The organism is Neobacillus sp. PVCKKU3 (assembly GCF_058323225.1).
In genome coordinates this window covers 25,379-49,536 of record NZ_JBLVQN010000033.1, presented here as the reverse complement: position 1 = coordinate 49,536, position 24,158 = coordinate 25,379, and the positions used below count along the sequence as shown (strand labels likewise).

The 24,158-nt window shown below is 36.1% G+C and carries 25 protein-coding genes; 20 read left to right on the top strand and 5 right to left on the bottom strand.

The features are described 5' to 3' along the window. Window positions 1-26: 26 nt before the first annotated feature. The 15 genes from ACNQGS_RS20400 (at window position 27) to ACNQGS_RS20330 (ending at window position 14,335) form a co-directional block, all read left to right on the top strand. On the top strand, window positions 27-1,184 hold the full coding sequence (locus ACNQGS_RS20400) for an aminotransferase class I/II-fold pyridoxal phosphate-dependent enzyme (RefSeq protein ID WP_491488959.1): 1,158 nt from the start codon (window positions 27-29) through the stop codon (window positions 1,182-1,184). Between the two features lie 128 nt (window positions 1,185-1,312). After that, complete coding sequence (locus ACNQGS_RS20395) at window positions 1,313-2,080, top strand: tyrosine-protein phosphatase (protein WP_491488958.1); 768 nt, start codon at window positions 1,313-1,315, stop codon at window positions 2,078-2,080. A gap of 135 nt (window positions 2,081-2,215) precedes the next feature. Then, a complete protein-coding gene (locus ACNQGS_RS20390; protein WP_464491353.1) occupies window positions 2,216-2,848 on the top strand; it encodes an acetyltransferase in 633 nt (210 codons plus the stop codon). A gap of 28 nt (window positions 2,849-2,876) precedes the next feature. After that, window positions 2,877-3,110 (top strand): acyl carrier protein, encoded by a 234-nt coding sequence (locus ACNQGS_RS20385; RefSeq protein WP_491488957.1) that lies wholly within the window; start codon window positions 2,877-2,879, stop codon window positions 3,108-3,110. Window positions 3,111-3,143: 33 nt separating this feature from the next. Further along, complete coding sequence (locus tag ACNQGS_RS20380) at window positions 3,144-4,691, top strand: amino acid adenylation domain-containing protein (protein ID WP_491488956.1); 1,548 nt, start codon at window positions 3,144-3,146, stop codon at window positions 4,689-4,691. A 107-nt stretch (window positions 4,692-4,798) separates the two neighbouring features. Further along, a complete protein-coding gene (locus ACNQGS_RS20375; RefSeq protein WP_464491350.1) occupies window positions 4,799-5,029 on the top strand; it encodes a hypothetical protein in 231 nt (76 codons plus the stop codon). Further along, window positions 5,026-6,090, top strand: coding sequence for a 3-oxoacyl-ACP synthase III family protein (locus ACNQGS_RS20370; RefSeq protein WP_491488955.1), 1,065 nt, complete (start codon window positions 5,026-5,028; stop codon window positions 6,088-6,090). The genes ACNQGS_RS20375 and ACNQGS_RS20370 overlap by 4 nt, the downstream gene beginning before the upstream one ends. A 31-nt stretch (window positions 6,091-6,121) precedes the next feature. Continuing rightward, window positions 6,122-6,490, top strand: coding sequence for a holo-ACP synthase (gene acpS, locus ACNQGS_RS20365; protein WP_491488954.1), 369 nt, complete (start codon window positions 6,122-6,124; stop codon window positions 6,488-6,490). A gap of 74 nt (window positions 6,491-6,564) precedes the next feature. Continuing rightward, complete coding sequence (locus ACNQGS_RS20360; protein ID WP_491488953.1) at window positions 6,565-7,311, top strand: YveK family protein; 747 nt, start codon at window positions 6,565-6,567, stop codon at window positions 7,309-7,311. After that, a complete protein-coding gene (locus tag ACNQGS_RS20355; protein WP_464491346.1) occupies window positions 7,280-7,978 on the top strand; it encodes a tyrosine-protein kinase family protein in 699 nt (232 codons plus the stop codon). Before ACNQGS_RS20360 ends, ACNQGS_RS20355 begins: the two co-directional genes overlap by 32 nt. A gap of 120 nt (window positions 7,979-8,098) precedes the next feature. Next, on the top strand, window positions 8,099-9,631 hold the full coding sequence (locus ACNQGS_RS20350; protein WP_491488952.1) for a lipopolysaccharide biosynthesis protein: 1,533 nt from the start codon (window positions 8,099-8,101) through the stop codon (window positions 9,629-9,631). Window positions 9,632-9,679: 48 nt separating this feature from the next. Next, entirely contained in the window at window positions 9,680-10,942 is a 1,263-nt protein-coding gene (locus ACNQGS_RS20345) for an O-antigen ligase family protein (RefSeq protein WP_491488951.1), read from the top strand. 39 nt (window positions 10,943-10,981) lie between these two features. Continuing rightward, the gene (locus tag ACNQGS_RS20340; RefSeq protein WP_491488950.1) at window positions 10,982-12,103 is read left to right on the top strand and encodes a glycosyltransferase family 4 protein; all 1,122 of its coding nucleotides are present in this window, start codon (window positions 10,982-10,984) and stop codon (window positions 12,101-12,103) included. A gap of 217 nt (window positions 12,104-12,320) precedes the next feature. Next, window positions 12,321-12,929 carry a sugar transferase gene (locus ACNQGS_RS20335; protein WP_491488949.1) on the top strand — a complete coding sequence of 203 codons (609 nt, stop codon included), beginning with the start codon at window positions 12,321-12,323 and terminating at the stop codon, window positions 12,927-12,929. Beyond that, on the top strand, window positions 12,926-14,335 hold the full coding sequence (locus ACNQGS_RS20330) for a glycosyl hydrolase family 28-related protein (RefSeq protein WP_491488948.1): 1,410 nt from the start codon (window positions 12,926-12,928) through the stop codon (window positions 14,333-14,335). Before ACNQGS_RS20335 ends, ACNQGS_RS20330 begins: the two co-directional genes overlap by 4 nt. Before the next feature lie 342 nt (window positions 14,336-14,677). Here ACNQGS_RS20330 and ACNQGS_RS20325 read toward each other — a convergent pair whose 3' ends face one another. From ACNQGS_RS20325 to ACNQGS_RS20315, 3 genes are all read right to left on the bottom strand, one after another. Next, window positions 14,678-15,592 carry a beta-1,6-N-acetylglucosaminyltransferase gene (locus ACNQGS_RS20325; RefSeq protein ID WP_464494566.1) on the bottom strand — a complete coding sequence of 305 codons (915 nt, stop codon included), beginning with the start codon at window positions 15,590-15,592 and terminating at the stop codon, window positions 14,678-14,680. A gap of 224 nt (window positions 15,593-15,816) precedes the next feature. Beyond that, entirely contained in the window at window positions 15,817-16,686 is an 870-nt protein-coding gene (locus ACNQGS_RS20320; RefSeq protein WP_491488947.1) for a metallophosphoesterase, read from the bottom strand. 70 nt (window positions 16,687-16,756) lie between these two features. Continuing rightward, window positions 16,757-17,815, bottom strand: coding sequence for a lactonase family protein (locus ACNQGS_RS20315; RefSeq protein ID WP_491488946.1), 1,059 nt, complete (start codon window positions 17,813-17,815; stop codon window positions 16,757-16,759). A 179-nt stretch (window positions 17,816-17,994) separates the two neighbouring features. Between ACNQGS_RS20315 and ACNQGS_RS20310 the strand changes: the two genes are divergently transcribed. Continuing rightward, on the top strand, window positions 17,995-18,693 hold the full coding sequence (locus tag ACNQGS_RS20310; protein WP_491488945.1) for a DsbA family protein: 699 nt from the start codon (window positions 17,995-17,997) through the stop codon (window positions 18,691-18,693). 1 nt (window position 18,694) lies between these two features. Further along, window positions 18,695-19,117, top strand: a complete 423-nt coding sequence (locus tag ACNQGS_RS20305) for a disulfide oxidoreductase (protein WP_491488944.1) — start codon at window positions 18,695-18,697, stop codon at window positions 19,115-19,117. Between the two features lie 8 nt (window positions 19,118-19,125). Here the strand turns inward: ACNQGS_RS20305 and ACNQGS_RS20300 are convergent, their stop codons facing one another. Next, window positions 19,126-20,016, bottom strand: a complete 891-nt coding sequence (locus ACNQGS_RS20300) for a DUF2935 domain-containing protein (protein ID WP_491488943.1) — start codon at window positions 20,014-20,016, stop codon at window positions 19,126-19,128. Window positions 20,017-20,102: 86 nt separating this feature from the next. Further along, window positions 20,103-20,342, bottom strand: a complete 240-nt coding sequence (locus ACNQGS_RS20295; RefSeq protein WP_491488942.1) for a glutaredoxin family protein — start codon at window positions 20,340-20,342, stop codon at window positions 20,103-20,105. A gap of 274 nt (window positions 20,343-20,616) precedes the next feature. Here ACNQGS_RS20295 and ACNQGS_RS20290 point away from each other — a divergent pair, with 274 nt between their 5' ends. From ACNQGS_RS20290 to ACNQGS_RS20280, 3 genes are all read left to right on the top strand, one after another. Continuing rightward, entirely contained in the window at window positions 20,617-21,213 is a 597-nt protein-coding gene (locus ACNQGS_RS20290; RefSeq protein WP_491488941.1) for a cell wall hydrolase, read from the top strand. Window positions 21,214-21,409: 196 nt separating this feature from the next. Next, the gene (locus ACNQGS_RS20285) at window positions 21,410-22,828 is read left to right on the top strand and encodes an NAD-dependent succinate-semialdehyde dehydrogenase (RefSeq protein WP_491488982.1); all 1,419 of its coding nucleotides are present in this window, start codon (window positions 21,410-21,412) and stop codon (window positions 22,826-22,828) included. Between the two features lie 155 nt (window positions 22,829-22,983). Further along, entirely contained in the window at window positions 22,984-24,108 is a 1,125-nt protein-coding gene (locus ACNQGS_RS20280) for an HAD family hydrolase (protein WP_491488940.1), read from the top strand. Window positions 24,109-24,158: the final 50 nt, after the last annotated feature.

Genomic DNA, 24,158 nt, shown 5'->3' with positions numbered 1-24,158 from the left:
GAGATTAAGTTTTGGGGGTGTTTATTTTGCTGAAAACAACCAAGAAAAGTAGAGTCCTTCTATCTCCTCCCCATATGAGCGGGGTAGAAATGAAATACATCCAAGAGGCATTCGAATCTAATTGGATTGCTCCGTTGGGTCCAAATGTAGATTCATTCGAAAAAGAAATAGCAAGTTTTGTAGAGGTCAATGGGGCTGTTGCCGTAAGCTCAGGAACAGCAGCCATCCATTTAGCTCTTTTATTATTGGGTGTTCAAAAAGGGGATATTGTGTTCTGCTCTAGTTTAACATTTGTTGCATCTGCTAACCCCATTTTGTATCAGGGGGCAGACCCAGTTTTTATTGACTCGGAACCGGACACCTGGAATATGTCTCCTGTAGCACTTAAGAAAGCATTTTTGGATGCTGTTTCTACAGGTAAACTACCAAAAGCTGTCATCGTTGTAAACCTTTATGGGCAATCTGCCAGAATGGATGAAATTGTTTCCCTTTGCCAGAACTATGGTGTTCCCATCATTGAAGATGCGGCAGAGTCCCTGGGAGCAAAATATAAAGGAAAAGCGAGCGGAACTTTTGGAGAGTTTGGAATCTTTTCATTTAATGGCAATAAAATTATTACTACTTCAGGCGGCGGCATGCTAATTTCCAATCATTTTGATGCACGAAACAAAGCCAAATATTTGGCAACGCAGGCCAAGGATCCTGCCCCATATTACCAGCATAGCGAAATAGGATATAACTATCGAATGAGCAATATTTTGGCCGGACTTGGGCGCAGTCAGTTAAGTGTTTTGAATGAAAGAGTTCATGCAAGAAGAGCTATCTTTAATACCTATCAGCAGGAGTTATCCCACCTTCCAGGTATTTCTTTTATGCCGGAATTAGAGAATACATTTTCTACTCGGTGGCTGACTGCATTAACGATAAATGAAGGTGAAACCGGTGTCTCCATAAAAGACTTACTTGCCCACCTCGAATCGGAGAATATTGAAGCAAGACATGTTTGGAAACCGCTTCATATGCAGCCGCTTTTCAGCGAGTGTAAGTATTATCCGCATGACGAACATGACAGTGTTTCGGAAAAACTATTTAAAACAGGAATATGCTTGCCTTCCGGTTCGAGCATGACATTAGAGGAACAAATGAGAGTGATTACCTGTATAAGACAAGTTATAGACTCTTAATTAAATATTTTGAAACCTGAAGTGGAAGGAAAATATTATATTCCGGTTTTTTTTATTTATAAGGCAACAAATCTATGTTTTAACTATTTAAGATTAGTTAGGAATTACTCATAAGGGGGCATGGATAAATGATTGATATACATTGTCACATTCTTTCTGGACTTGATGATGGTCCCCAAGGTATTACTGAGTGTCTTAATATGGTGAATGCAGCAGTAGAAGCTGGAATCACTCATGTATTTGCAACACCACATCATTTGAATGGACAATATGAAAATTCAAAGAATGTTATTATGGGCCGTGTCAATGAGTTAAATCAGTATTTACTTAAAGAAAATATCCCTCTTACAGTACATTTTGGTCAAGAGTTAAGGATTCATCGGGAAATATTTCTGTCGCTAGAAATGGATGAAATACTCACCCTTGATAATAAAGGTAAGTACTTATTATTAGAACTTCCTTCGGGTGAGATACCCACTTACACTCTGGATATTGTCTACGAACTGCTATTAAAAGGGATTACACCTATTATTGTACATCCTGAACGTAATAGGGGATTTATTGAGGACCACAATCGCCTATTAGAATTGGTTCAGGAAGGAGCGTTAACACAGCTTACGGCAGGAAGCATAATTGGTCATTTTGGCAAAAAGGTTAAATCCTTTGCTGAGAAAATCGTTGAACATAATTTGACACATTTAATTGCCGGTGACGCCCATAATACAACAACAAGGGGATTCCTACTTCAGGAAGCATATAAAACTATCAATAAAAAGTTCGGTATTGACCGCACTTTTTATTTTAGAGAAAATGCTGAACTTCTTCTAAACGGTCAACAAATATATATCGAAAAGCCAGTTTCTATAAGAAAATTTTTAGGTATCTTTAAAATCTAAATATATATAGATAAAAAACTCACTAATTTGAGATGGGTTACTTTTTGGGGGAAAAGGTACTTATTAATTTTTTGAAGGGAAAATTACAATTCTTCTAGAAGGAGCTCTTACTACTAATATACGAGGAGAATTAGTATGACAAGATTATTAATCGTTGGTGCCGGCGGTTTTGGTAAAGAGGTATTATTCTGGGCTAAACAAATTCAAAGGGAAAATAATTTATGGGAAGAAATAGGCTTTATTGATGATAACCTGGATGCTCTTAAAGGGATAGACATTGAAAATAGTGTAGTATCCACAATTGAGCATTATGAACCCCATGAAGATGATTATTTAATTTGTGCGATTGGGAACACAGCAGATAAAGTTCGTATTTGCGATCAACTTTTACAAAGAGGTGCCAAATTTACTAATTTAATTCACCCTACAGCGATAGTGGCAGAAAATGCGGTATTAGGGACAGGTGTCATATTAGCCCCTTATTCAAGTGTTTCTACCAACGCTGCGATTGGTAATTTTGTTACATTAATGAGTTACTCAATTATCGGTCATGATGCAAGAGTAGGTGATGGTTGCATAATTTGCGACCACTGTAATGTAATGGGCAACGTCAGTATAGAGGACTCTGTCTTTCTAGGTGGAAGTGCAGCCGTTTTACCAAATATTCATATACAAAATAATGCAACAGTAGGTGCTGGAAGTGTAGTAACACGTAAAGTAAAAGAGTATACAACAGTATTCGGCAATCCAGCTATAAAGGTTTTTTAATTATTTTAAATTAGAAAGGGAGTTCAAAATGAATAAAGAAGACTTTATTGTAAAAATTGCTGAAGCCTTATATGAGGAGGAAACGATCTTAACTAAAGATACCATTTTAGATGATTTGGATGGATGGGACTCCTTGGGCAGATTGGAGCTTTTTGCCCTAATTAAAGAGGAATTTGGAAGAACTATAGACCCTGAATCTCTTCGGAACTGTGAAAAGGTGGGAGACATTATTGACTTAGTAGAAGTAGGTTTAAAGGTTTAAAAAAAGATGATTTTGAAAGAGGAGAAATTTAATTTGAAAATCAATGCATTAGAATATTTAAGAGAGGCAGCAATAAAATTCCCCAATAAGCCGGCAATTATTGACGGAGAAAGAAGTATCACGTTTCATGAATTGAATTTAAGGTCAAAATGGTTAGGGTTTATTATTAGCTCGCAAATAACAAAGCGTAATCAACCCATTGGGGTTTTTTTGCCAAAAGGATTAGATGCGATTGTTTCCTTCATGGGTGCGCTCTATAGCGGGAATTTTTATGTACCTTTAGATGTTAAATCCCCCAATACAAGAATAAATGCCATAATATCTAATCTTAATCCTTCAATCATAGTTACAAATAAACATTATAAAAGTATGTTACTTTCTCATGGCGTACCAGAACATATAATAATACAAGTTGAGGAAATAGACGAGGAACCAGGTGACTTTGATCAGATATTTGGAGATGACATTACTTTTAATATTATTGATAAAGATCCAATTTATACAATTTTTACTTCCGGGTCAACGGGAATCCCGAAAGGTGTCGTCGTCTCACATAGGGGTGTTATTGACTATATTGATTGGGCAAAAACAACTTTTAATGTAGACGAGGAAACGATTATTGGAAATCAGGCACCTTTTTATTTTGATAACTCAACTCTGGATATTTATCTTTCCATAGCAGCCGGCTGTACTTTAGTAATCATTCCGGAACATTATTTTGCATTTCCAGCAAAATTAATGGAATACGTTTATGAAACGAATATTAACTTCATATTTTGGGTACCTTCCATTTTAATAAATATTGCGAACTTTGATATATTAAGTCAAATTCAGAATGGCAGCTTAACGAAAGTATTATTTGCCGGGGAAGTAATGCCTAATAAGCAACTTAATTACTGGAGAAAAAAATTACCTAATGCCCTATATGCAAATTTATATGGTCCTACTGAAATTACTGTTGATTGCACTTATTATATCGTAGATCGCGAGTTTGATGATAACGAACCATTACCAATTGGAAAGCCTTGCCGTAATACTAATATTATTATTGTAAACGATGACAACAAGGAAGCCGGGGTTCACGAAATTGGTGAATTATGCGTAAGAGGTTGTTCTTTGGCCCTGGGCTATTGGAACGATCCTGAAAAAACAAATGCAAGTTTTATCCAGAACCCTTTAAACAGCAACTATCAGGAAAGAATATATAAAACTGGTGACTTAGTCTATCTAAATGAAAATAAAGAAATTATTTATGTCGGTAGAAAAGATACACAAATTAAACATATGGGCTACAGGATTGAACTTGGGGAAATAGAAATGGCGTCTTTAAGCCTGGAAACAATTTTTAATACGTGTGCGTTATATGATCATGAAAAAAAAGAAATTATTTTATTTGTTGAATCAGAAAATCAATTACCTGTTTCTGAAATTAGAAAACAGTTGCTGAATTTGCTGCCTAAATATATGATGCCAGCCACAATAATCCAACTAAGTAAATTGCCCTTAAATTCTAATGGGAAAATCGACCGGGTTTTATTGAAAGAGACTTACATGAACAAGGGATTTCCAATTGTACGATAGTGATTGAAATGTGTGTAATAATTACTTGGCATCGTTTTATCTGAATGTATCAAGAATTATTGAAAGGGCAAACATTTATAATTTTATTTTTTTTAAAGGAGATTATTATGGAAAAGGTTTTAAGAATGTTAGAAGAGATACGGCCTGAATTTGACTTTCGAAATACCAGCAATTTCATTCAAAATGGGCTCCTGGATTCACTGGATATCATTACTCTTGTTTCAATGTTGGATGAATTTTTCCACATATCAATAAATGGAATTGATATAATTCCCAATAATTTCGAAGATATCGAATCTATCAACAAACTAATATTAAAATGTGGTGGTACTCTATGAACCTAACTTTCCATAATAAAAAAATAACTGGTATATTGACAGTTCTTCCAAAAAATGAAGTAAAGTTTGATGATGAAGCGGCTAATTATAACTTTCCTATAGAAAAATCCTTAAGATTGAAAAAAATCATGGGATATAATAAGCATCGAATCGTCACAGGAGAGACATGTGTTTCGGACTTATGCGTTTTTGGCATGGAACATTTAATCGAATCAAATCTTTTAAAAAAAGACGACATAGACGCTTTAATACTAGTAACACAGACTCCTGATCATTTCATACCTCCTACAAGTAACATTATCCAAGGGAAGCTTGGTTTAAAACATGACATGATTTGTATGGACATTAATCAAGGATGTGCAGGATATTTATTGGGCTTGATTCAGGCTTTTATGCTTTTAGATCAAGACTCCATTAAAAAGGTCGTGTTATTAAATGCCGATGTATTGAGCAGAAAGACTTCATCAAAGGACCGAAACAGTTATCCGCTAGTAGGGGATGGAGCTTCTGTAACGATTGTTGAAAGAGGAGATCAAAACGTTCCAATATATTGCAACTTAAAAATGGATGGAAGCAGAGGGGCGTCTTTAATTATACCTGCCGGAGGTTTAAGAATGCCTTCTACGCCGGAAACTAGCAACTTGGAAGACACTGGTGATGGTAACCTTAGGAGTAAGGATGATTTAATTATGGATGGAACAAGTGTTTTTAATTTTGTTCAAACAGAAGTTCCGCCAATGGTAAGAGATTTATTTGAAATAAGTGGAGTTAACAAGGACGATGTCGATTATTTTATGTTTCACCAACCAAATAAATTTATGCTTGAAAAGTTAGCGGATAGTATGGAAATTCCTTACGAGAAAATGCCAAATAATATTGTTTCAAATTTCGGGAACTCAAGTAGTGTGACGATTCCGACAACCATTATATTTAATCTCGGGGAGCAGTTGCTTGATAGATCATATAAGATTTGTCTAGCTGGTTTTGGTGCAGGGTTGACATGGAGTTCAATGATGATTGAATTAGGGAATTTAGAATTCTGTAATATCATTGAATATTAGATTTGCTTAATCTGGATTGGGGAAATTTTCTATGTATATTGGCATTGATATTATTGAGGTAAATAGAATTTCCAAGCTTCTTGATTATGAAAAATCATTAATAAATATTTTCACTAATAATGAATTGGACATTGCAAATAAGCTTGGGGCAAAAAGAAAAATAGAAACTTTGGCTGGAAAATTTGCAGCAAAGGAAGCTACGGTAAAGGCACTTGGAAGCGGATTTAATGAATGTATTCGTCCAAGTGATATTGAAATCTTAAATAATGAAAATGGAATGCCTTTCCTGATACTGCACAATGGACCTCTTGAACATTCAAAAAAAATGAAAATCCAAGAATATAAAATCTCAATTTCCCATAATAAAACAACGGCTGTTGCGGTTGTGGTGCTGTTATAAATTTAACTGAATATGAATCATTATAAAAAATGTTTGGTGGCCACTTATTTTGAACAAATATATTGGAGGACAATATGGATACCGCAGTGAGTTTAATGGATATTTTCAAAACCTTGAAGAAGCGCTGGAAGTTAATTGTGCTTTTAACATTGACGGCTGCATTAATAAGCGGTGCTGTTTCTTATTTCGTAATGAAACCTGTTTATCAGGTATCGACACAAATTCTGGTTAATCAAAAAAATGCGGATAACCAGCTTGATCTTACTCTATTACAAAGTAATGTAAATTTGATTAATACGTATAGTGATATTCTGAAAAGTCCAGTTATTTTAGAAAAAGTCATTAATAATCTTAATCTATCTCAAAGTGTGGAGGAACTGAATAAAGATATTTCTATTACCAATCAAGCAAATTCGCAAGTCTTTACTTTAAATGTAGAAAATGCAAATGCCAGTGTAGCTGTCAAAATCGCAAATACATTGTCTGAAACATTTCAGCAGGAAATTAAAGGAATTATGAATGTGGATAATGTGAGTATTCTTGCAAAAGCCGAACTAAAGAGGAATCTTGACCCTGTCAGGCCTAAGCCGTTGTTAAATATCTTAGTGTCGGTCGCATTAGGTTTAATGGCTGGACTAGGGATTGCATTACTTTTGGAATTTTCTGATAACACATTAAAGGATGATCAGGATGTTACTGAATTAGGGCTGCCGGTTCTAGGGTCAGTTCAGAAAATGCCAGTGGTTCATAAAAAGGTGAAAGGAAAATCAATTACACCTTCAGTGAGGAGTGAAACAGTTGTCTCGTCGGGGGAAAAATAATTATAAAAGAATGGTAAATTTAATTACACAGTATGATTCTAATTCAGCCATTTCTGAACAGTATCGGCTAATTCGAAATAATTTACACTTTTCCTCTGTGGATAAGGATATCAAAACAATCGTTGTAACTTCACCGGATGCCTCGGAAGGAAAATCTACAACGTCTGCCAATTTGGCCATTGTTCTTGCTCAGAAAGGAAAACGAGTAATACTTGTGGATACAGATTTAAGGAAACCCACTGTACATCATTCATTTAGTACAAGTAATTTGGATGGTCTCACTAGTGTACTTACAAAGGACATTAACTTAAAACAAGCAATTTCGAAGACATTTATAGCAAATTTGGACATTTTAACATGCGGACCGATACCTCCAAATCCCTCAGATTTATTGGATTCAAAAGCGATGGAACAGGTGACGGATAAGCTAAAACAAACCTATGATTATATTGTTTTTGATACTCCGCCAATACTTTTGGTTACAGATTCGCAAATTATTGCAAGTAAAAGTGATGGAGTCGTGATGGTTGTTACCAGTGGGAAGACTAGAAAAGACAGGGTAATAAAGGCAAAGGAAATATTAGAAAAGGCAAACACTATGATACTTGGTGTTGTTGTAAATGGGGTAGAGACAAAGAAAAGTGATTACTTTGGTCATTACGCTTAATGGAAAGCTCAAATGAATTATTATTATTAGAATTTCCTTTGGTGATGTCCATAAATCCCAACAATGATAGCTGAGATATGGTATTTGACAGGCGCTAAATAAAATAAAGGCGGCACTTTAATGAGAACAAAAAAAGCTTTTTATATAATAATTTCCAATCTGTCTTACCAACTGGTTTACACGCTAATTTGGCTGGTTTTACCAAGGCTGTTTATGACCGTTTATGGATCGATAATAAACGGTCTAATCTTATCAATTAGGCAATTTCTTAATTTTTTTAATATTGTTGAAGCTGGAATTGGACTTGCGTCGATAACCGCTTTGTTAAAACCATTAGCTTCTAACGATAAAACGGCTGTAAATCAGATTCTTTCCTCTACAAAAATATTTTACATACGGGCTGGTTATATATTTTTAGGTTTAATCACATTGCTCGCATTTATTTATCCTTTTTTCATTGCCAATCAAGTAAGCTTCCCAATATCATTTTCCCTGATTCTGATATTGGGAAGCAGTAATTTTTTGGATTTCTTCATTATCGGCAAATATAAAGTACTGCTTACAGCTGACCAAAGGGTTTATGTGCTAACAAATATCCAAATTATTAGTCAGCTATTAAATTTGGTATCCTACGTGGTCTTAATTAAATGTGGATTCAATATCCTTCTCGTAAATGGTATTGCAACCTTAATGTTTACATCGAGAACCTTTATGGTATTTGCCTATGTCAAAAAAAATTATTCCTACGTCAATTTTAAAGAAAAGCCAAATACCGCTGCATTAGCGCAACGCAGGGAGGTTTTTATTCAGCAAATTGCAGGTGTTTTTGTATATAATACCCCAGTTATTATCATTACAATCTTTTTGGGGCTTAAGGAAGTCAGCGTTTATACAACTTATAATATGGTATTTTCCGCGATTGTTTTATTGGTTAATTCCTTTTCTAGCGCATTATTCGCAGGTTTGGGGGATTTGCTGGTAAGAGGTGAAAAACAAAGAGTTATTGAGGTTTTTACTATTTTTGAATCGATGTTTTATGCGATTATTGCTTGGGTTTTTACGACGACTATTTTTCTAATCATTCCATTTATAAGAATCTACACTCATGGTGTTTCAGATGCCAACTATATACGGCCTAATTTAGCGATTTTGTTAATTGTTGTGGGGGTTATCAACAATATTAGAACACCTGCCTCTACACTCATTAATTCTGCTGGACATTTTAAAGAAACAAGGAATGGTGCAATTGCTGAAGCAATTATTAACCTTATGGCATCACTAATTTTAATTGGAAAATTTGGTACCGCAGGTGTACTGATTGGTGCATTTTGTTCTTCCATATATCGGACAGCAGATATCATTTTTTATGCTTCTAGAAAAATATTGAATCGTTCAGTAAAACCTACCATTTTTAAATTGGGTATCAATTTTGCTTTGTCATTAGTTGCTGTACTTCCTGTTCAATGGCTGTTAAAAATAAATCCGGAAAATGCTTATGAATGGGTTGTGTATGCTGTAATTCTATCCATATGGAATTTAATAGTCATACTGACCGGCAATATCATTGTCGACCTAAAAATGTCAAGAAACGTGTTCCATAGATGCAAGGTAGTTCTCTCAAGAAAAAGAGGCGTTACAACTGAAGAAATGTAAAGAATTAAGAAAGGATAAATATCCAAAATTCTAATATAGGAGGGGAGGTTGAGGGACATCTATAGTTTAACTGCCGTTAATCATAAGGAAATGGAAAGAAACCTCTTTTATTATTTTGTGGTTTTATTTTCCGTTTTTTTTAATCAAACGAGTATAGTTGGGGGAATTAATTTTTCATTAAGTGATTTAATTATTCCCTTTCTACTTTTTTTCGTGATCTGTAAAGGAATCAAAGTCCCCGGTTACCATTTCGTGTACTTTTTGTTTTTGTCTGTTGTTATCATTGCAACTTCTATTTTCTATACCCCTTATAAATTCGGCGTTGTATCAAACTTAAGTTCAACAATGAAAGAATATATAAAACTGGCTGTAGAATTTATGTATTTGTTAGTAGGGTACAATTTAATTCAAGAAAAAATGGTCCGCTTATCATTAAAGTGGTATTCATATGCTGCTCTATTCATAGGAATATTGGGGGTATTCATTTATATCCTGGGAATGAAATTTCTTTTTCATATATATAATTTTGGTATATTTGATCGTTATAACGGTTTTATGAATGATCCCAACTATTTTGCTATTATTCAAATCAGCGCTCTGCCTTATTTTCTACGCTCCAAAAATATTTCATTTAAGGCCAAAATAATCATTTATGCCATAATGACAGTCAGTGTTTTTCTGTCAGGATCAAAAACAGGGTTTATCACATTATTCCTCTATACAATGCTTTTTGTTTTAGGAGAGGTATTAAAAAACAAAATGAGCAAGAGGGCAATTTTATTTGGGTTTTCTGCCATATTCTTTTTACCAATCTTAATTGCGGCTGTACAATTTATCGGTTCAAATTTTAATATAAATTTGGACAAATTCGTACAATTTCAAAGAATTTCCCTTCTTTTCACCAATTTTGATGCAGCCTTAAATCATAATGGTTCGGGAAGATTACCAATATGGATGGCAGGTATTCAGCTTATTAGTTTGTCTCCTCTATTTGGAGTCGGAGTAGGGAAGTATTTGGAGGTTTCTGACAAAGTTTCAGGAATTGAAGAAGTTGCTCATAATACGTATATACAAATCTACTCTGAATGGGGAGGGGTATTTGCAACAATCCTTTTCTTGTATTTAGCAGCTATTTTGTTAAAAGTTACAATTAGCAAAAAAATCAAGAATGTGATCAATATTGTATTAAGGGATATATTAATCATTTTGTTGATTGGATCAATTGCTATCTCCTTAAATAATGCAAGAATGTTTTGGTTTTTCTTAGGTGTGTTGGCTTATAGGATGAATCAGATACAAGCAAAAAACTAAATTGCAATGTCGTATTATTTCTTAATGGAGGGCTATAAGTTGAAAAAAGTATTATTTGTTGCATCAGTATACAGCCATTTTGTTGCATTTCATAAACCATTTATGCAAATGTTTCAGGAAAAAGGATATGAAGTTCATGCGGCCGGCAGTAATTCCCAGACCCGCAAGGATGAACTGATTGAAATGGGTATTATATGCCATGACATCGAATTTGCCCGGTCACCATTCTCCAAAAATAATATAAAAGCCATAAAGGAACTGCATGCATTATTCCAAGAGAACCATTTTAATTTGATACATGTCCATACACCGACAGCAGCTTTTTTGACAAGATATGTTGCCTCTAAACATAAACAAGGAAAAGTTCTATATACGGCGCATGGATTTCATTTTTTTAAAGGAGCCTCTCTAAAGAATTGGCTCTTTTTTTATCCTGCAGAGAAAATGGCGAGACACTGGACTGACGGCTTACTAGTAATGAACGAGGAAGATTACCATTTGGGTAAAATGCTTGGGTTTAAAGAAAACGATAATATGTTTCACGTCCATGGTGTGGGTGTAGATTTACAAGAGTTTGGTGTAAGAACAGAAGAAGGGATGAATATTAAGAGCGAACTAGGTCTTGACTCATATGCTGTTATTATCAGTTGTGTAGCGGAGTTAATAGCCCGGAAAAATCAAATGTTTTTGCTGGAAAACTGGAGGAACATTGTAAAGTACTGCCCGAATGCACATTTATTATTAATAGGCAATGGAAAGGATTTTGAAAAAATTAAAATATTTATTCAGGAGCAGGGGATGAACAATGTTCACCTTCTGGGATATAGGCGTGATATACCAAAAATTCTTGCCGCCTCTGATATTGTAACACTTGTATCCAAACAGGAGGGGTTGCCCCGCTGCCTAATGGAGGCAATGGCCTGTGCAAAACCAATTATTACAACAAATGTTAGAGGGTCAAGAGACTTAATAGAAAATGGGCACTGCGGTATGGTCGTCAATCTAGGTGATCACGAACATCTTTGTAAAAGCTTTATTACATTAATCAACGATAAACAATTAAGGAATGTTTACGGGGAAAATGGTCAACAAAGAATCCAAAATTATAGTTTAATGAATGTATTAAGTGAAATGGAAGACATCTATACTCGTTATATATAATTCTTGGAATATGGAATTGATATCTACTACTTTAGGGAAATGCTTGATGTGATAACGCACATATATTTTTAAATAAAGAAGAATGACCTTTTTTTGTTATGTATCACCGAAGGTTTAGATTTAATAAATCAAAATTTGTGGTGATTTTTTTTGCAATTGCCCTGTGCAAGAGTGTGCCTAAGGATTACTTGAATTCGAAAAGAATGGAAGGTATTTTATGAAAAGAACAGTAGATATCTTTATCTCATTATGTCTTTTAATTATATTTTCAGAAATACTAGTGATAGTAGCTCTAATGGTTCGGTGGAAATTAGGTTCTCCAATATTATTTAAACAGCAGCGTCCAGGACTTTATGGGAAGCCTTTTTATATATATAAGTTTCGAACAATGACGGATGCTAGGGATCATAAGGGGGAACTTCTACCGGATGAAATTCGCTTAACTTCTTTTGGAAAATTTTTAAGGAAAGCCAGCTTAGATGAATTACCCCAGCTTTTTAATATCCTGAAAGGAGATATTAGTTTAGTAGGCCCAAGACCACTATTAATGGAATACCTTCCATTATATACTTCTGAACAGGCAAGAAGGCATGAGGCACGGCCAGGTATTACTGGTTGGGCACAGGTTAATGGGCGTAATGCGATAACTTGGGAAGAGAAGTTTAAGTTAGATGTATGGTATGTAGACCACCAATCATTATGGTTGGATATAAAAATATTATTTCTTACAGTTATAAAGGTTTTTAAATCAGAAGGAATAAATCAGCAGGGGCATGTTACTGCTGAATATTTTACTGGGAGTAAAGATAAAGAAGGGATCTCATGAGGAAAATTACCTTTATTGCAGCCATTAGTATTTTTCTTGTGTTACTAACAACTTTTATAGGATGGAAAATAAAAGTTGGAGAGTCATTTATTTCAGAGGTCAGAAATAATTTGATTCTGGAAAATCCCATTTCCCTTTCAGCAAACCATCAAACAAATGTTAAGGATTTTGGAGCTAAAGGGGATGGTAAAACAGAAGATACTGCAGCATTCCAATCAGCTATAGATGCGACGAGTAAAAAAGGCGGTGGGAATGTTTATGTTCCTGATGGCACATATATATTAAATTCGTTTTATTTGAAGTCGAATGTGAAGTTAATTGGTGAAGGTCGGGATGTAGTTACACTAAAACTCACAAAAAATGCAAATGCTAAGAAACAAACCAGGCTATTAAATATCAAGAACGTAGATAATGTATTAGTGCAAAATATAACATTTGACGGAAATTACGAAAACCACCGTAAAGGAACAGAACATATGCACGATGTTTTTGTTTGGGATAGTAATAATGTAGTAATTGATAATTGCCGCATGGAAAATGCGGTTGGAGACGGCATTTCTGTTACAGGGTCTAAAAAGGCAAGCAATAATGTAACTCTTTCCAATAATATTTTCATAAACAATCACCGTTCCAATATAGTTGTTGAACAGGTAAACAATATAAAAATATTCAACAATCTTAGCGAGTCGGATATAGGGAGGCCAACCTTGCATTTCGAGCCCTTTGAAGAAGTCCAGGTTTATAACGCCAAAATTTATAATAATACATTTGTTACGAATGCAACTGAAAATAATTCTATACATATTAATGGAGGGGATGATAATGGGAGGTTTCATGAAATCGAATTCTATAACAATACAGTTAAAGGTGAGAATTCAGGAATTTTAATCAATAGAACGGTCGATACTAAAATTTATAATAATGACATATCCACCGATAATGTGAATATTTGGTTTGAGAATGATAATTTGGAACTCTACAAAAATAATTTAAAAACGAAGAACGGGATTTTAATCGAAGGTAATTTTGGAAAATCGGTTGGGACCAAAATTTACGAAAATAAAATTTCCACCAATAACAACGCAATGGTGATTCGGACTGAATCAGCTGATACCTTAATAAAAGGGAATACCTTCATTGGAAAAGGAAATAAGGATGCGATCTTTTTATGGGCAATTGGTGCATCAATCAAAAATACACATTTTATTGGTAATACCTTTACCAATTTTGATAAAGTTTTGTCAACTGATTTTTATAAAGAATCAAGTATTAATGGTTTGGTGTTTAATGGGAATCAATTCAATCAATTTATAAATAAAACGACATATTCAAGCAGACCCATTCAAAACTTGGTTATAGATGATAAAACTTACAGTTCTATTCAAAATATAACACTAATAAAGTGAGTATTTAAATTTATCAAAAAAAGATATTGTAAATGAATATCATACATACAAGTTGGTATTCTAGAAAGAGCAATGTAGTTAGTAAAGAACGTGCCGTATTTGGTAAAGATTGATATGTAATCTATCGCTTTGCCTGATATAAAAGGTATAAGACCGCTGATGACCCCATGATGATGGTAGCTATAGAATTACCCTAAAACGGACAGAATAAATCTGTCCATTTTAGGGTGAAAGTCATAAAATCGCTCGGGTTGCACTTCTGCGTTGCCCAATCCTGATTTTATGGCAAAAGCCAATATTATTTTTTAAAGGATGACGCTTTTATAAATCTATTATATTTTTCTAAGCTAGGTTGTTGGATTTTCCATAAACAAGATTTTCCGCAGACCTTTCTAAATTGTAGGTTACATGATCCTTAAAATAGTGAATAACTTCATTATCAATATTCTCATCAAACTTCCTCGCAAAAAATTGGTTTGAGGTTTTTATAGATTTAATGTCGTCATTTTTTAAAATAATTGGATGTGTTTTATCTGTGTTTTTAAGTCCCCATTTTATGAACATTAAATTGTTATCCACTACTCTATTTTTATATGGCGAATTCATTAATAGCGTTTGAAAGAACCATTCATCTGGAATTAATGCATTTTGAAATGACTTGTAATACCAACTATTTTCCTTTAGAAAGTTCAATATATACCTAGCTGTTTCTAAAGGAATACAAAACCATTGGGATCCATGGTATAAAGAATAATCTTTTGGCAATTTATACTTATTGGGAGATAAATTAATGCCTCTTCTATAAAGGAAAAAAACTAAATTTCTAAAGATTCTAAACGGATGATAATAAGAATATTGATTTCTCATTACCGGACTCCATTGAATATCAAAATTAGGATGACGTAAATTCTTCTTAGCCGTCATAAAGATATTATTCTTATTATTGAATAAGTATTCTTTCAATCCATTTTTGACTACTAAGTCTTGGCCGCTCCTTAAGCAAACAAAATCATAGTCTACTCTCGAATTTACTACTTCTTTTAGCAGTAAAATTGTTGCGTCTACTTGACTTATATCCCCCCAAATAACATCTATAGGCTCCTTTAAAATATATACATTTTTATCTTTTAAAATTTGTTTAGAGACAGAATCATAATGTTTCCTATCTATGTGAATGTAAACGTCTGCTAAATCCTGAGCAATTAGCTGTTTAATAAAAACATTTACCTGCTCAGGATTCTTATGAACTAGTAATATAAAAGCTGTCCGTTTGTCAATAATTTTAATCCCCCCTACAAAAACTTTTTAAATGAATTGCATGTTAAAAAAAGCCTTCTTCCCTTTGTTCTTTATAATGAACTAATTTAATTTTATATCTAAAACTAATAGTTTTCAAGAAAAAGGAGTGGGGAAATTTAAATTATTTTCTTGCTTCAATAAATAATTATATCTATTATTTAAGAATCCTTTTTATACTAAATCTAAAGTGTCAAATGAAACACCGTTATTTCCGGTCTGCAAAAAAGGCGAATCGGTAATTCAGTGGTGCCAATCCCTCGATTCACATACAAGGGCATTTTTCTTTTGCCTAACAGATAAAATCCATCGGAATAGTTGCTTGCAAGTTCCGGTTTAAAAATCGGTCCATAAAAGGGAATTCGTACCTGTCCCCCATGAGAGTGGCCGGAAAATTGGGCGCTGATTGGATGGTTTATACATTCATCAGCAATATCGGGCTCATGAGACAGCAACAGCACACAATCTTGATTTGTTAAGCCCTTAACAGCCTTTTCGATATCGGGATTCCCATACAATACATCATCAATACCGGCAATATAAAGGCGCTGCCCGTTAATCTCGATAAAATCATGATTATTTTCCAATACTTTGAATTGTGATTTCTCCAATGTTTGAATCACTTCGTCCTTTGTATAAAAATCATGATTTCCAATGACAGCCCATTTTCCTCCATGAAGTCCCTTTAAAGATTGTAGTAATGGAATAGCAGCTTCAGGTTGCTGGTAACCCCTTTTGACGAGATCGCCTGTTAGGAATATAATATTGGGTTTTAATTCATTTATCTTACTTATAACCTGTTGAAATTCCTTCACCCCATAATGGAACCCCAAATGCACGTCACTGAATTGAACAATCTTCCATCCCTCAAAAGCCTTAGGAAGGTTGCTTATTTTCAACTGCACTTCATTAATTTGATACCAGAAACGTTCAACCTTGAATGAATAGGTTCCCGTCATGAATCCAGCCGCAAGGAGACCTGCAAACATTTTGAAAGATTTAGTTAAAAAAGTTCGGCGGCTTATCATCCACTGTTTTGATTCTAATTCACTCATGCAGGACTCCTTTTTATATAATGTTCTTATTTAAGAACATTATATAAAAAAGTCAAATATTACTCAACTTTTATACATGCAAAAACTTTACACACACCGGAAATGGGACCGTGATATCTGATTTTAACAATGAGAGTTTTCCTGTTTTGGGATCCCTTGCATATAAAACAAGATTCCCCGATTCTTGATTTGAAGCAACAATAAACTTTTCAGACGGATCCAGCGAAAAATCCCTCGGCCAATCTCCTTCGGTAGACGTATGTTCTAAAAAGGTAAGTTCACCTGTTTCCCCATTTACCCCAAAAACAGCTATGCTGTTATGTCCGCGGTTTCCCGCATATACAAACCGTCCATCAGATGAAATATGAATCGCACTTCCCTGATTATTTTCTGTAAAATCATCAGGAAGAGTTGAAATATATTGTTTTTCAGTGAAGTGGCCATTTTCCGGATGATAGGTCAAAACTATAACCTCTGAGCTAAATTCCGTCATCAGGTAGGCATATTGGCCGTTTGGATGGAATGTAAGGTGGCGCGGACCGCTGCCTGCTTTCAAGGGCAATATCTTTACTTTTGTCAATGTGCCATCCTCCTGCACTTCATAGGTGATAAGTGCATCCGTTCCTAATTCAACAACTGCCAAATACTTTTCATCAGGAGTAAGGGCAGCATAATGGGTATGGGCTTTCTCCTGCCTTGGGTCCGGTCCGCGGCCTTCATGATTTATGCTGGATGCTGCCGGCTGAATGGACCCGTCTTCACGGTTAATAAGATGTGACTCAACCATTCCCTTATGGTAATTGGCGGTAAAGACATATTTCGTTTTGCTGTCAACACTTACATGGCAGGGAGGAGATCCCAGGCTCATTTGCTGGTTTATGGCTATAAGCCCCCCGTCCTCGTTTATTTTAAATGCGGCCACCCCGCCAGCATCCCCATCTTTCCCCACGGAGTAAAGGAACCGATTGTCCTTGCTTATATTTATGTATGTAGGGTTCTCTAGCTCTGCTGCAACCTGAACATCTTCTATTTTTCTTCCCTCAGTGTTTAAAGTAAAAGAGTAAATTCCTTTGCTCTCTCCTTTTGTGTAGGTTCCTATATAGCCGATATAATTATTGTCACTAGTCATGTCTGAACTCCTTTTTATGTGATCCCATTTATTTTATCAATTTTAAGTGAAAAATATAAAGAATACCAACTAATCGCAAAATCAATTATTTGATTTATTACAGTAGATAAGTAATATTAAATCTATCTGGGTTTAAAATTCACTAAACATATAATAGTTTTCATTAAAGGAGTCTGATCATGGCAAATAATAAAAAAACAAATACGAAGAATTCATCATCGAAGTTTATCTTTTGGGTAATAGGGTTAATTGCTGTAGGTGTTTTGGCACTTATTTTTTTAGGCAATCACTCCAAGGATAAAGAAGCAGTTAAATCAAATGAGATTGACTACAGCCATCAACCGTTCTTAGGTAAGGAATCTGCCCCAGTATCCATCATCGAATTTGGGGATTATAAATGTCCTTATTGTAAAGAGTTTTCTGCATCTGCTGTCCCATATATTGAAAAGGAACTAGTGGATACGGGAAAAGCCAAATTCTATTTCTTCCATGATTCCTTCATTAACGTCGATTCCGAGCGAGCGGCCAAATTCGCGGAATCTGTTTATGCTGAACTTGGCAATGATACATTCTGGAAGTTCCATGACACTCTTTATAAAAAGCAGCCTGAGGATCAAAAGTATGAGAAAGTTGATCTTTACACAGAGGAATTCTTGGTTAATACGTTAAAAGAAGTAGCCAACGATAAGGACGTTGACAAGGTCGTTAAGCACTTCAAGGATGGAAAGTCCAAGGATGCCTGGCAAAAGGATATGGATTATGTGAAAAAGTTAAATGTTCAAGGAACTCCCGCATTATTTGTTAATGGTAAAAAGTTCGAAGGCGGGTCCATCGACGACTTAAAAGAGATGGTCGAAAACGCCGCGAAGGGGAAGTAATATGAACAAATCCCTGCTTCTTTCTTGGATTGCCGCGCTTATCGCCGCTTTAGGCAGCTTGTATTTTAGTGAGGTTATGCATTTTATTCCCTGTACGCTGTGCTGGTATCAGCGGATATTTATGTACCCATTGGCCATAATGTTAGGAATTGCTGTCTATCGAAACGATCTTGACATATATAAATATGTACTGCCATTATCAGTCATCGGTATGCTGATATCCGGCTACCATACGCTGCTTCAAAAGCTTCCTTTCTTACAAAGGTTTGAAATGTGTACGAGCGGCGTACCGTGCTCAAAGGACTACATTAACTGGCTGGGGTTTATTACTATCCCTATCTTAGCCTTTATTGCCTTTACTATCATAACAATCAGCATGGTAATTGTGGCGCGCAGCCAAAAAGAAGAGACTATCCGCGGATAGTCTCTTCTTTATAGGCGCTGCTGTTCCTGTTGTTTTACTTTTAATCGTTCTTCTAAAACATGCACGATTTGCAAGAAATGGTCTGCCTCTCTGACAACATGATCGGCTAATAGCGGATCAATGACATTTCTAATTTGGCAGGTCTTAATAAAATCCAGGCCGGCTTGCTTGAAAGCACGCAGTTCCTGAGTGACACTTTCACTGTCTTTATTGAGTTTTCCGATAATAGGATACGTAGGGCTTTTTTTATACAACATGGATTCAACATCTCGTGCCTGATTTAGGAGGACCTCAAAATCATCCCCAAATTTTCTGGCCGCAATCACCAAATTCCGTTCAGATTGATCGAGAAGGGAGGCGATAAAGCGCGAATGCTCCATCATAATTTTTAGCCAAAAGACATTTTCTTTGATTATTGCATCCTGGATAGGGTCTAATATTCCATCATTTAATTTTTTTAAAGTCCTCATAAAGTATTCAGCTTCACGGGCGATATGGTCCACAAGAAGCGGGAAGTTAAACCCCATGACTTTACAATTGATGATTAAGATGAGCAGGTTCCGCTTAAAATTCCGTAGACCTAATACTAACTGGATGGTATCTTCATTTAATTTCCGTACTGCTGTTACATTATAAGGAGTTTGATAAGCCCTTTTTTCCTGCTCTGCAAAGTATTGATAAAATCGGTCAGTCTGCTGAATAAGCTGCTTGTCTTTCCGGTTAAAGCCTTCCCCTAAAAAATAAGAATGCTCCTTCATAATCCGCAGCCAAAATTTATTCTCAGTTAGAGAACGTTCAATAAACATTTGCTCTGTAAGAGATTCGGGTGGTGCTGCAAAGTTTTCTGGGGCAGTTAACATTTTGTTGAATTCCTGTTCGCTAAGTCCTTGATAGACCATGAGCCGCCCTCCTTAAAACACGCATAGTACATTATATTAAGGGGTTTAGTGTTTATGTTAGGCTGCTTGGTCCAGTTTGAAAATTCTTACAGTAATCCAAGAAGCTTGTTCAATTTCTTCTCCTGAAAGCCCAATATCAGTTTTCCATCAATAAAGGCAGCGGGTGTCGCGTAAATTTTCTTTTCCTTTAATTGATCCAAGTACTCCTTATTAATAGAAGTATTCCGCTCTTCAAATTCAATTCCCTTTTCTTTTAAAAATGTTTTTACCTGATCGCAGTAAGAGCAGCCATTGCTGCTGTATACAATTACTTCATGACGGGACACCTGAAAAACCTCCATTTACAATCTTGTAATTAAAGATAATCAATCACTTACTATATTACAAGCTTGAAACATTATGTAAAAAAGGAACCGAAATCATCCATTTTCTCCAACCACTGGATTAAAAAATAAGTTGGTGATTAATACCAAAGAGCATGGGAAGCCAATTATGCTAGTTACTGCACAAGTTTACCATTTTTTAGGTAATGAATAAGTGTGTTACAACTGATAGCCTAGGTTGTAGAGAAAACGAGCTACGAATCTAGGAGGTTACTAAATGAATAAACTTAAAAAACTAGTGATTGCAGCCGGATTAATGTTATCATTGTCAGCTTTTTCATTAAATGGACAAACAGAAGCAGCAACAACTACTCACACAGTACAATATGGTGAGACATACTGGAATATAGCAAAAGGATTCGGTGTTCCTGTCAATAGCTTAATGGCTGCGAATAATAGCAGAACACTGATCGCGGGTAAAAATATTACTCTGCCAAACTCTCCAGTTACTGCGGCAGACAAAGAGTTAATGGCACGTTTAGTCCGTGCTGAGGCTGTTGGTGAGCCATATGCAGGTAAGGTCGCAGTGGCAGTTGTCGTCTTGAACCGAGTAAAAAGTGATCAATTCCCAAATAGCGTAAGGGAAGTTATCTATCAAATTTCAAATGGACACTATGCGTTTACTCCTGTAGAAAACGGTCAAATCAATCAAGCCGCTGATGCTGAGTCAAAACGAGCTGTCAACGAAGCAATAGCTTTAATGGGTAAAGGAAATGGTTCTCTATTTTTCTATAATCCTAATACTGCTCAAAGCTCTTGGATTAAATCACGTCAAGTGACTGTAAAAATTGGCAACCATGTATTTGCAAGATAAAGCTTAGTATTTCCAATAAAATAATTTTTTAATAAAAAGCAGCGTATTCCAACAATTGGAATCGCTGCTTTTTTATTCCTTAATTTAGATGCTTCTAATAGCCGTGTGATTGGATGAGTTGATATAATGGAAGCAGTACAAAAGGGAAGGGGAGAATGCAATGGATACTTTAGGACAGAAATATCAAATTTACCCAATGTATCTTGATGGTAAATGGGTAGGCCAAGATTATGAAACGTTAACGGAAGTCGTAAACCCGGCGACCAAGGAAGTCATAGGAGCAGTACCAACCGGAGGTGCTTTTGAAGCGGAGCAGGCAGTCGATGCGGCCCACAAGGCATTTAAAACCTGGTCGAAAAAAACGGCTGAAGAACGCTATCAGCTCCTCATGAAATGGTACCAGTTGATTGATGAGAACAAACTTGAAATCGCTAAAATTATGACAATGGAGCAAGGCAAGCCGTTAAAAGAGGCAGTTGGTGAGGTCCAGTACGCCAATAGTTTCATTTCTTGGTTTGCTGAGGAAGGCAAGCGGGTTTATGGGGAAACGATACCTGCAACACATCCCAACAAGCGCATTCTCGTACGCAAGGAGCCTGTAGGTGTTATTGCGGCGATTACTCCTTGGAACTTCCCTGCTGCGATGATTACTAGAAAAGTGGGTCCTGCGCTTGCAGCCGGTTGTACGGCGGTAGTTAAACCAGCTAATCAGACGCCTCTAACCGCGTTAAAGTTAGCTGAACTTGCCCATGAAGCGGGAATACCAGAAGGCGTATTAAATGTGATAACCGGAAGATCCTCAGAAATCGGCGATGTTTGGTTGAAAGACCCTCGTGTTACTAAAATTACTTTTACCGGTTCGACCGAGGTCGGTAAAACATTAATGAGAGGCGCTGCCGAAACTGTGAAAAAAGTATCCCTTGAGCTTGGCGGAAATGCACCGTTTATCGTTATGGACGATGCCAATTTAACAAAGGCAGCGGCAGGCCTTGTCCAATCAAAATTCCGCAATGCCGGACAAACCTGTATTTGTACGAACCGTGTCTATGTACAAGAGGGTGTCGCAGAGGAATTCACGAAGCTATTCCAAGCGGAATTAGAGAAGCTTAAAGTTGGAAATGGGCTTGAAGACGGCGTCGATATCGGGCCATTAATCGATCAAGCAGCCCGCAGCAAGGTAGAAGAACTTTTACAAGATGCAGTCGAAAAGGGCGGCAAAGTCGTTTATACAGGACTAAAACCGGCAGAAGAGAATGGCTATTTCTATGCCCCAACAATTTTAACAGATGTGCAGGATGACATGGAATGCATGAAGGATGAAATTTTTGGTCCGATTGCACCAATTGCGACCTTTAAGACGGAAGAAGAAGTGATTGAACGTGCCAATAATTCAAACTATGGTTTAGCTGCTTATGTCTATACCGAGAATTTGAGCCGTTCGTTTAGAATCACGGAGCAGCTTGAATACGGTATTGTCGGTCTCAACGATGCACTGCCTTCCGTAGCGCAAGCACCGTTCGGCGGATATAAAGAAAGTGGGATAGGCCGTGAAGGTGGTCATTTCGGAATTGAAGAGTTTTTAGAAGTGAAATATATTTCCATCGGTTTGGACTAAAATAAAAAACAAGCCATGCGCCAGAATGAAGACCGGCGCACGGCTTGTTTTTATTTATGCTATCACTGAATCTTCTCTCTTTTTACTTTTATTCAGTTCGTTTACTGTGGTACGATAACGTATAAAAGCAGACAGGGAAATGGGGTAATAGGAAATTGATTAAAACGATTTTATTCGACGTTGACGGGGTTCTATTAAGCGAGGAACGTTACTTTGATGCATCGGCGCTAACCGTCTGGGAGATGCTTATAAGCAGTAATTACTTGGCTTTATCACCTGAAAAATTCAAAACAGATTATAGCGATAAAGAAATAGAAGAAATTCGAAATGTTGTATTTGAAAATGATAAAATCCTGAAATTCCAAAAATCACGCGGCCTAAATGCCAACTGGGATATGATTTATTTATCATTTGCCCACCAGCTAATTCATCTACTTTCACAAATCAAAGAATATGAAATTGAAAACATTAAAAAATGGTGTCAAGCACCAATCAATCATAAAACCTTACTTGAGATTGGTGGGGTGTTGAATAATTATTCGGTTGAACTGGATTTCGGTTTGTTTGTGAAGGAGTTTGAGAGGTCCGAGGCAACTAAGCAAGAACTGCTTGATTATTTGAATGTGCTGACCTTTGAGAAGCTTGGTGTGGAAACCTCTAGTTTTCAAAAAGGGGAGCTTTGGTCTGTATGTGAGCATGTTTCTCAGGAATGGTATGTGGGCGATGACAATATTATTGCTTCAACCGGCAAGCCTTCTGTTCAGAAAGGCAAGAAAGGCTTTTTAGTTAATGAAACAACATTAGCTCCTAAAGAAGATATAGGAGAGCTATTTCAATTTTTAACAGCCTCGGGGATTGAGATAGGGATTGGAACAGGCCGTCCCGAATTGGAAACGATTCAGCCATTTCAACACTTGGATTGGTTAAAGCATTTTGATGTGAATCGGATTGGGACTGCGGATGATGTCGCCAAGGCTGAGCAGGAACTTCCAGAAGGGAAATCTTTATCAAAGCCGCATCCCTATACCTACATATTGGGTCTGCATTGCAAAGGTCTGACCGTTCAGGAGTGTTTGAACACGCCGCTGCCAATCAAAGCTGGCGATTCTGTCCTAATTGTGGGGGATTCATTGGCAGATCTTCTCGCTGCAAGGCAAATGGGTTGTCAATTCGCCGCAGTGTTAACTGGACTCTCAGGAAAAGACGCGCGGGGGGAATTTGAAAAGCATAAAGCGGACTATATTCTCGAATCTGTGCTTGATTTAAAGGGAATTTTATAGAAAATAACAGGGCTGCCCCTACAAAAAGGGTGCAGCCCTTAATAAAAATC

What these genes read in the sequence shown, in the direction of transcription:
- ACNQGS_RS20395 (WP_491488958.1), top strand. Translation starts at nt 1,313, where the DNA reads ATGATTGATATACATTGTCACATTCTTTCTGGACTTGATGATGGTCCC.
- ACNQGS_RS20390 (WP_464491353.1), top strand. Translation starts at nt 2,216, where the DNA reads ATGACAAGATTATTAATCGTTGGTGCCGGCGGTTTTGGTAAAGAGGTA.
- ACNQGS_RS20385 (WP_491488957.1), top strand. Translation starts at nt 2,877, where the DNA reads ATGAATAAAGAAGACTTTATTGTAAAAATTGCTGAAGCCTTATATGAG.
- ACNQGS_RS20375 (WP_464491350.1), top strand. Translation starts at nt 4,799, where the DNA reads ATGGAAAAGGTTTTAAGAATGTTAGAAGAGATACGGCCTGAATTTGAC.
- ACNQGS_RS20370 (WP_491488955.1), top strand. Translation starts at nt 5,026, where the DNA reads ATGAACCTAACTTTCCATAATAAAAAAATAACTGGTATATTGACAGTT.
- acpS (WP_491488954.1), top strand. Translation starts at nt 6,122, where the DNA reads ATGTATATTGGCATTGATATTATTGAGGTAAATAGAATTTCCAAGCTT.
- ACNQGS_RS20360 (WP_491488953.1), top strand. Translation starts at nt 6,565, where the DNA reads ATGGATACCGCAGTGAGTTTAATGGATATTTTCAAAACCTTGAAGAAG.
- ACNQGS_RS20350 (WP_491488952.1), top strand. Translation starts at nt 8,099, where the DNA reads ATGAGAACAAAAAAAGCTTTTTATATAATAATTTCCAATCTGTCTTAC.
- ACNQGS_RS20335 (WP_491488949.1), top strand. Translation starts at nt 12,321, where the DNA reads ATGAAAAGAACAGTAGATATCTTTATCTCATTATGTCTTTTAATTATA.
- ACNQGS_RS20330 (WP_491488948.1), top strand. Translation starts at nt 12,926, where the DNA reads ATGAGGAAAATTACCTTTATTGCAGCCATTAGTATTTTTCTTGTGTTA.
- ACNQGS_RS20320 (WP_491488947.1), bottom strand. Translation starts at nt 16,686, where the DNA reads ATGAGTGAATTAGAATCAAAACAGTGGATGATAAGCCGCCGAACTTTT.
- ACNQGS_RS20315 (WP_491488946.1), bottom strand. Translation starts at nt 17,815, where the DNA reads ATGACTAGTGACAATAATTATATCGGCTATATAGGAACCTACACAAAA.
- ACNQGS_RS20310 (WP_491488945.1), top strand. Translation starts at nt 17,995, where the DNA reads ATGGCAAATAATAAAAAAACAAATACGAAGAATTCATCATCGAAGTTT.
- ACNQGS_RS20305 (WP_491488944.1), top strand. Translation starts at nt 18,695, where the DNA reads ATGAACAAATCCCTGCTTCTTTCTTGGATTGCCGCGCTTATCGCCGCT.
- ACNQGS_RS20300 (WP_491488943.1), bottom strand. Translation starts at nt 20,016, where the DNA reads ATGGTCTATCAAGGACTTAGCGAACAGGAATTCAACAAAATGTTAACT.
- ACNQGS_RS20290 (WP_491488941.1), top strand. Translation starts at nt 20,617, where the DNA reads ATGAATAAACTTAAAAAACTAGTGATTGCAGCCGGATTAATGTTATCA.
- ACNQGS_RS20285 (WP_491488982.1), top strand. Translation starts at nt 21,410, where the DNA reads ATGTATCTTGATGGTAAATGGGTAGGCCAAGATTATGAAACGTTAACG.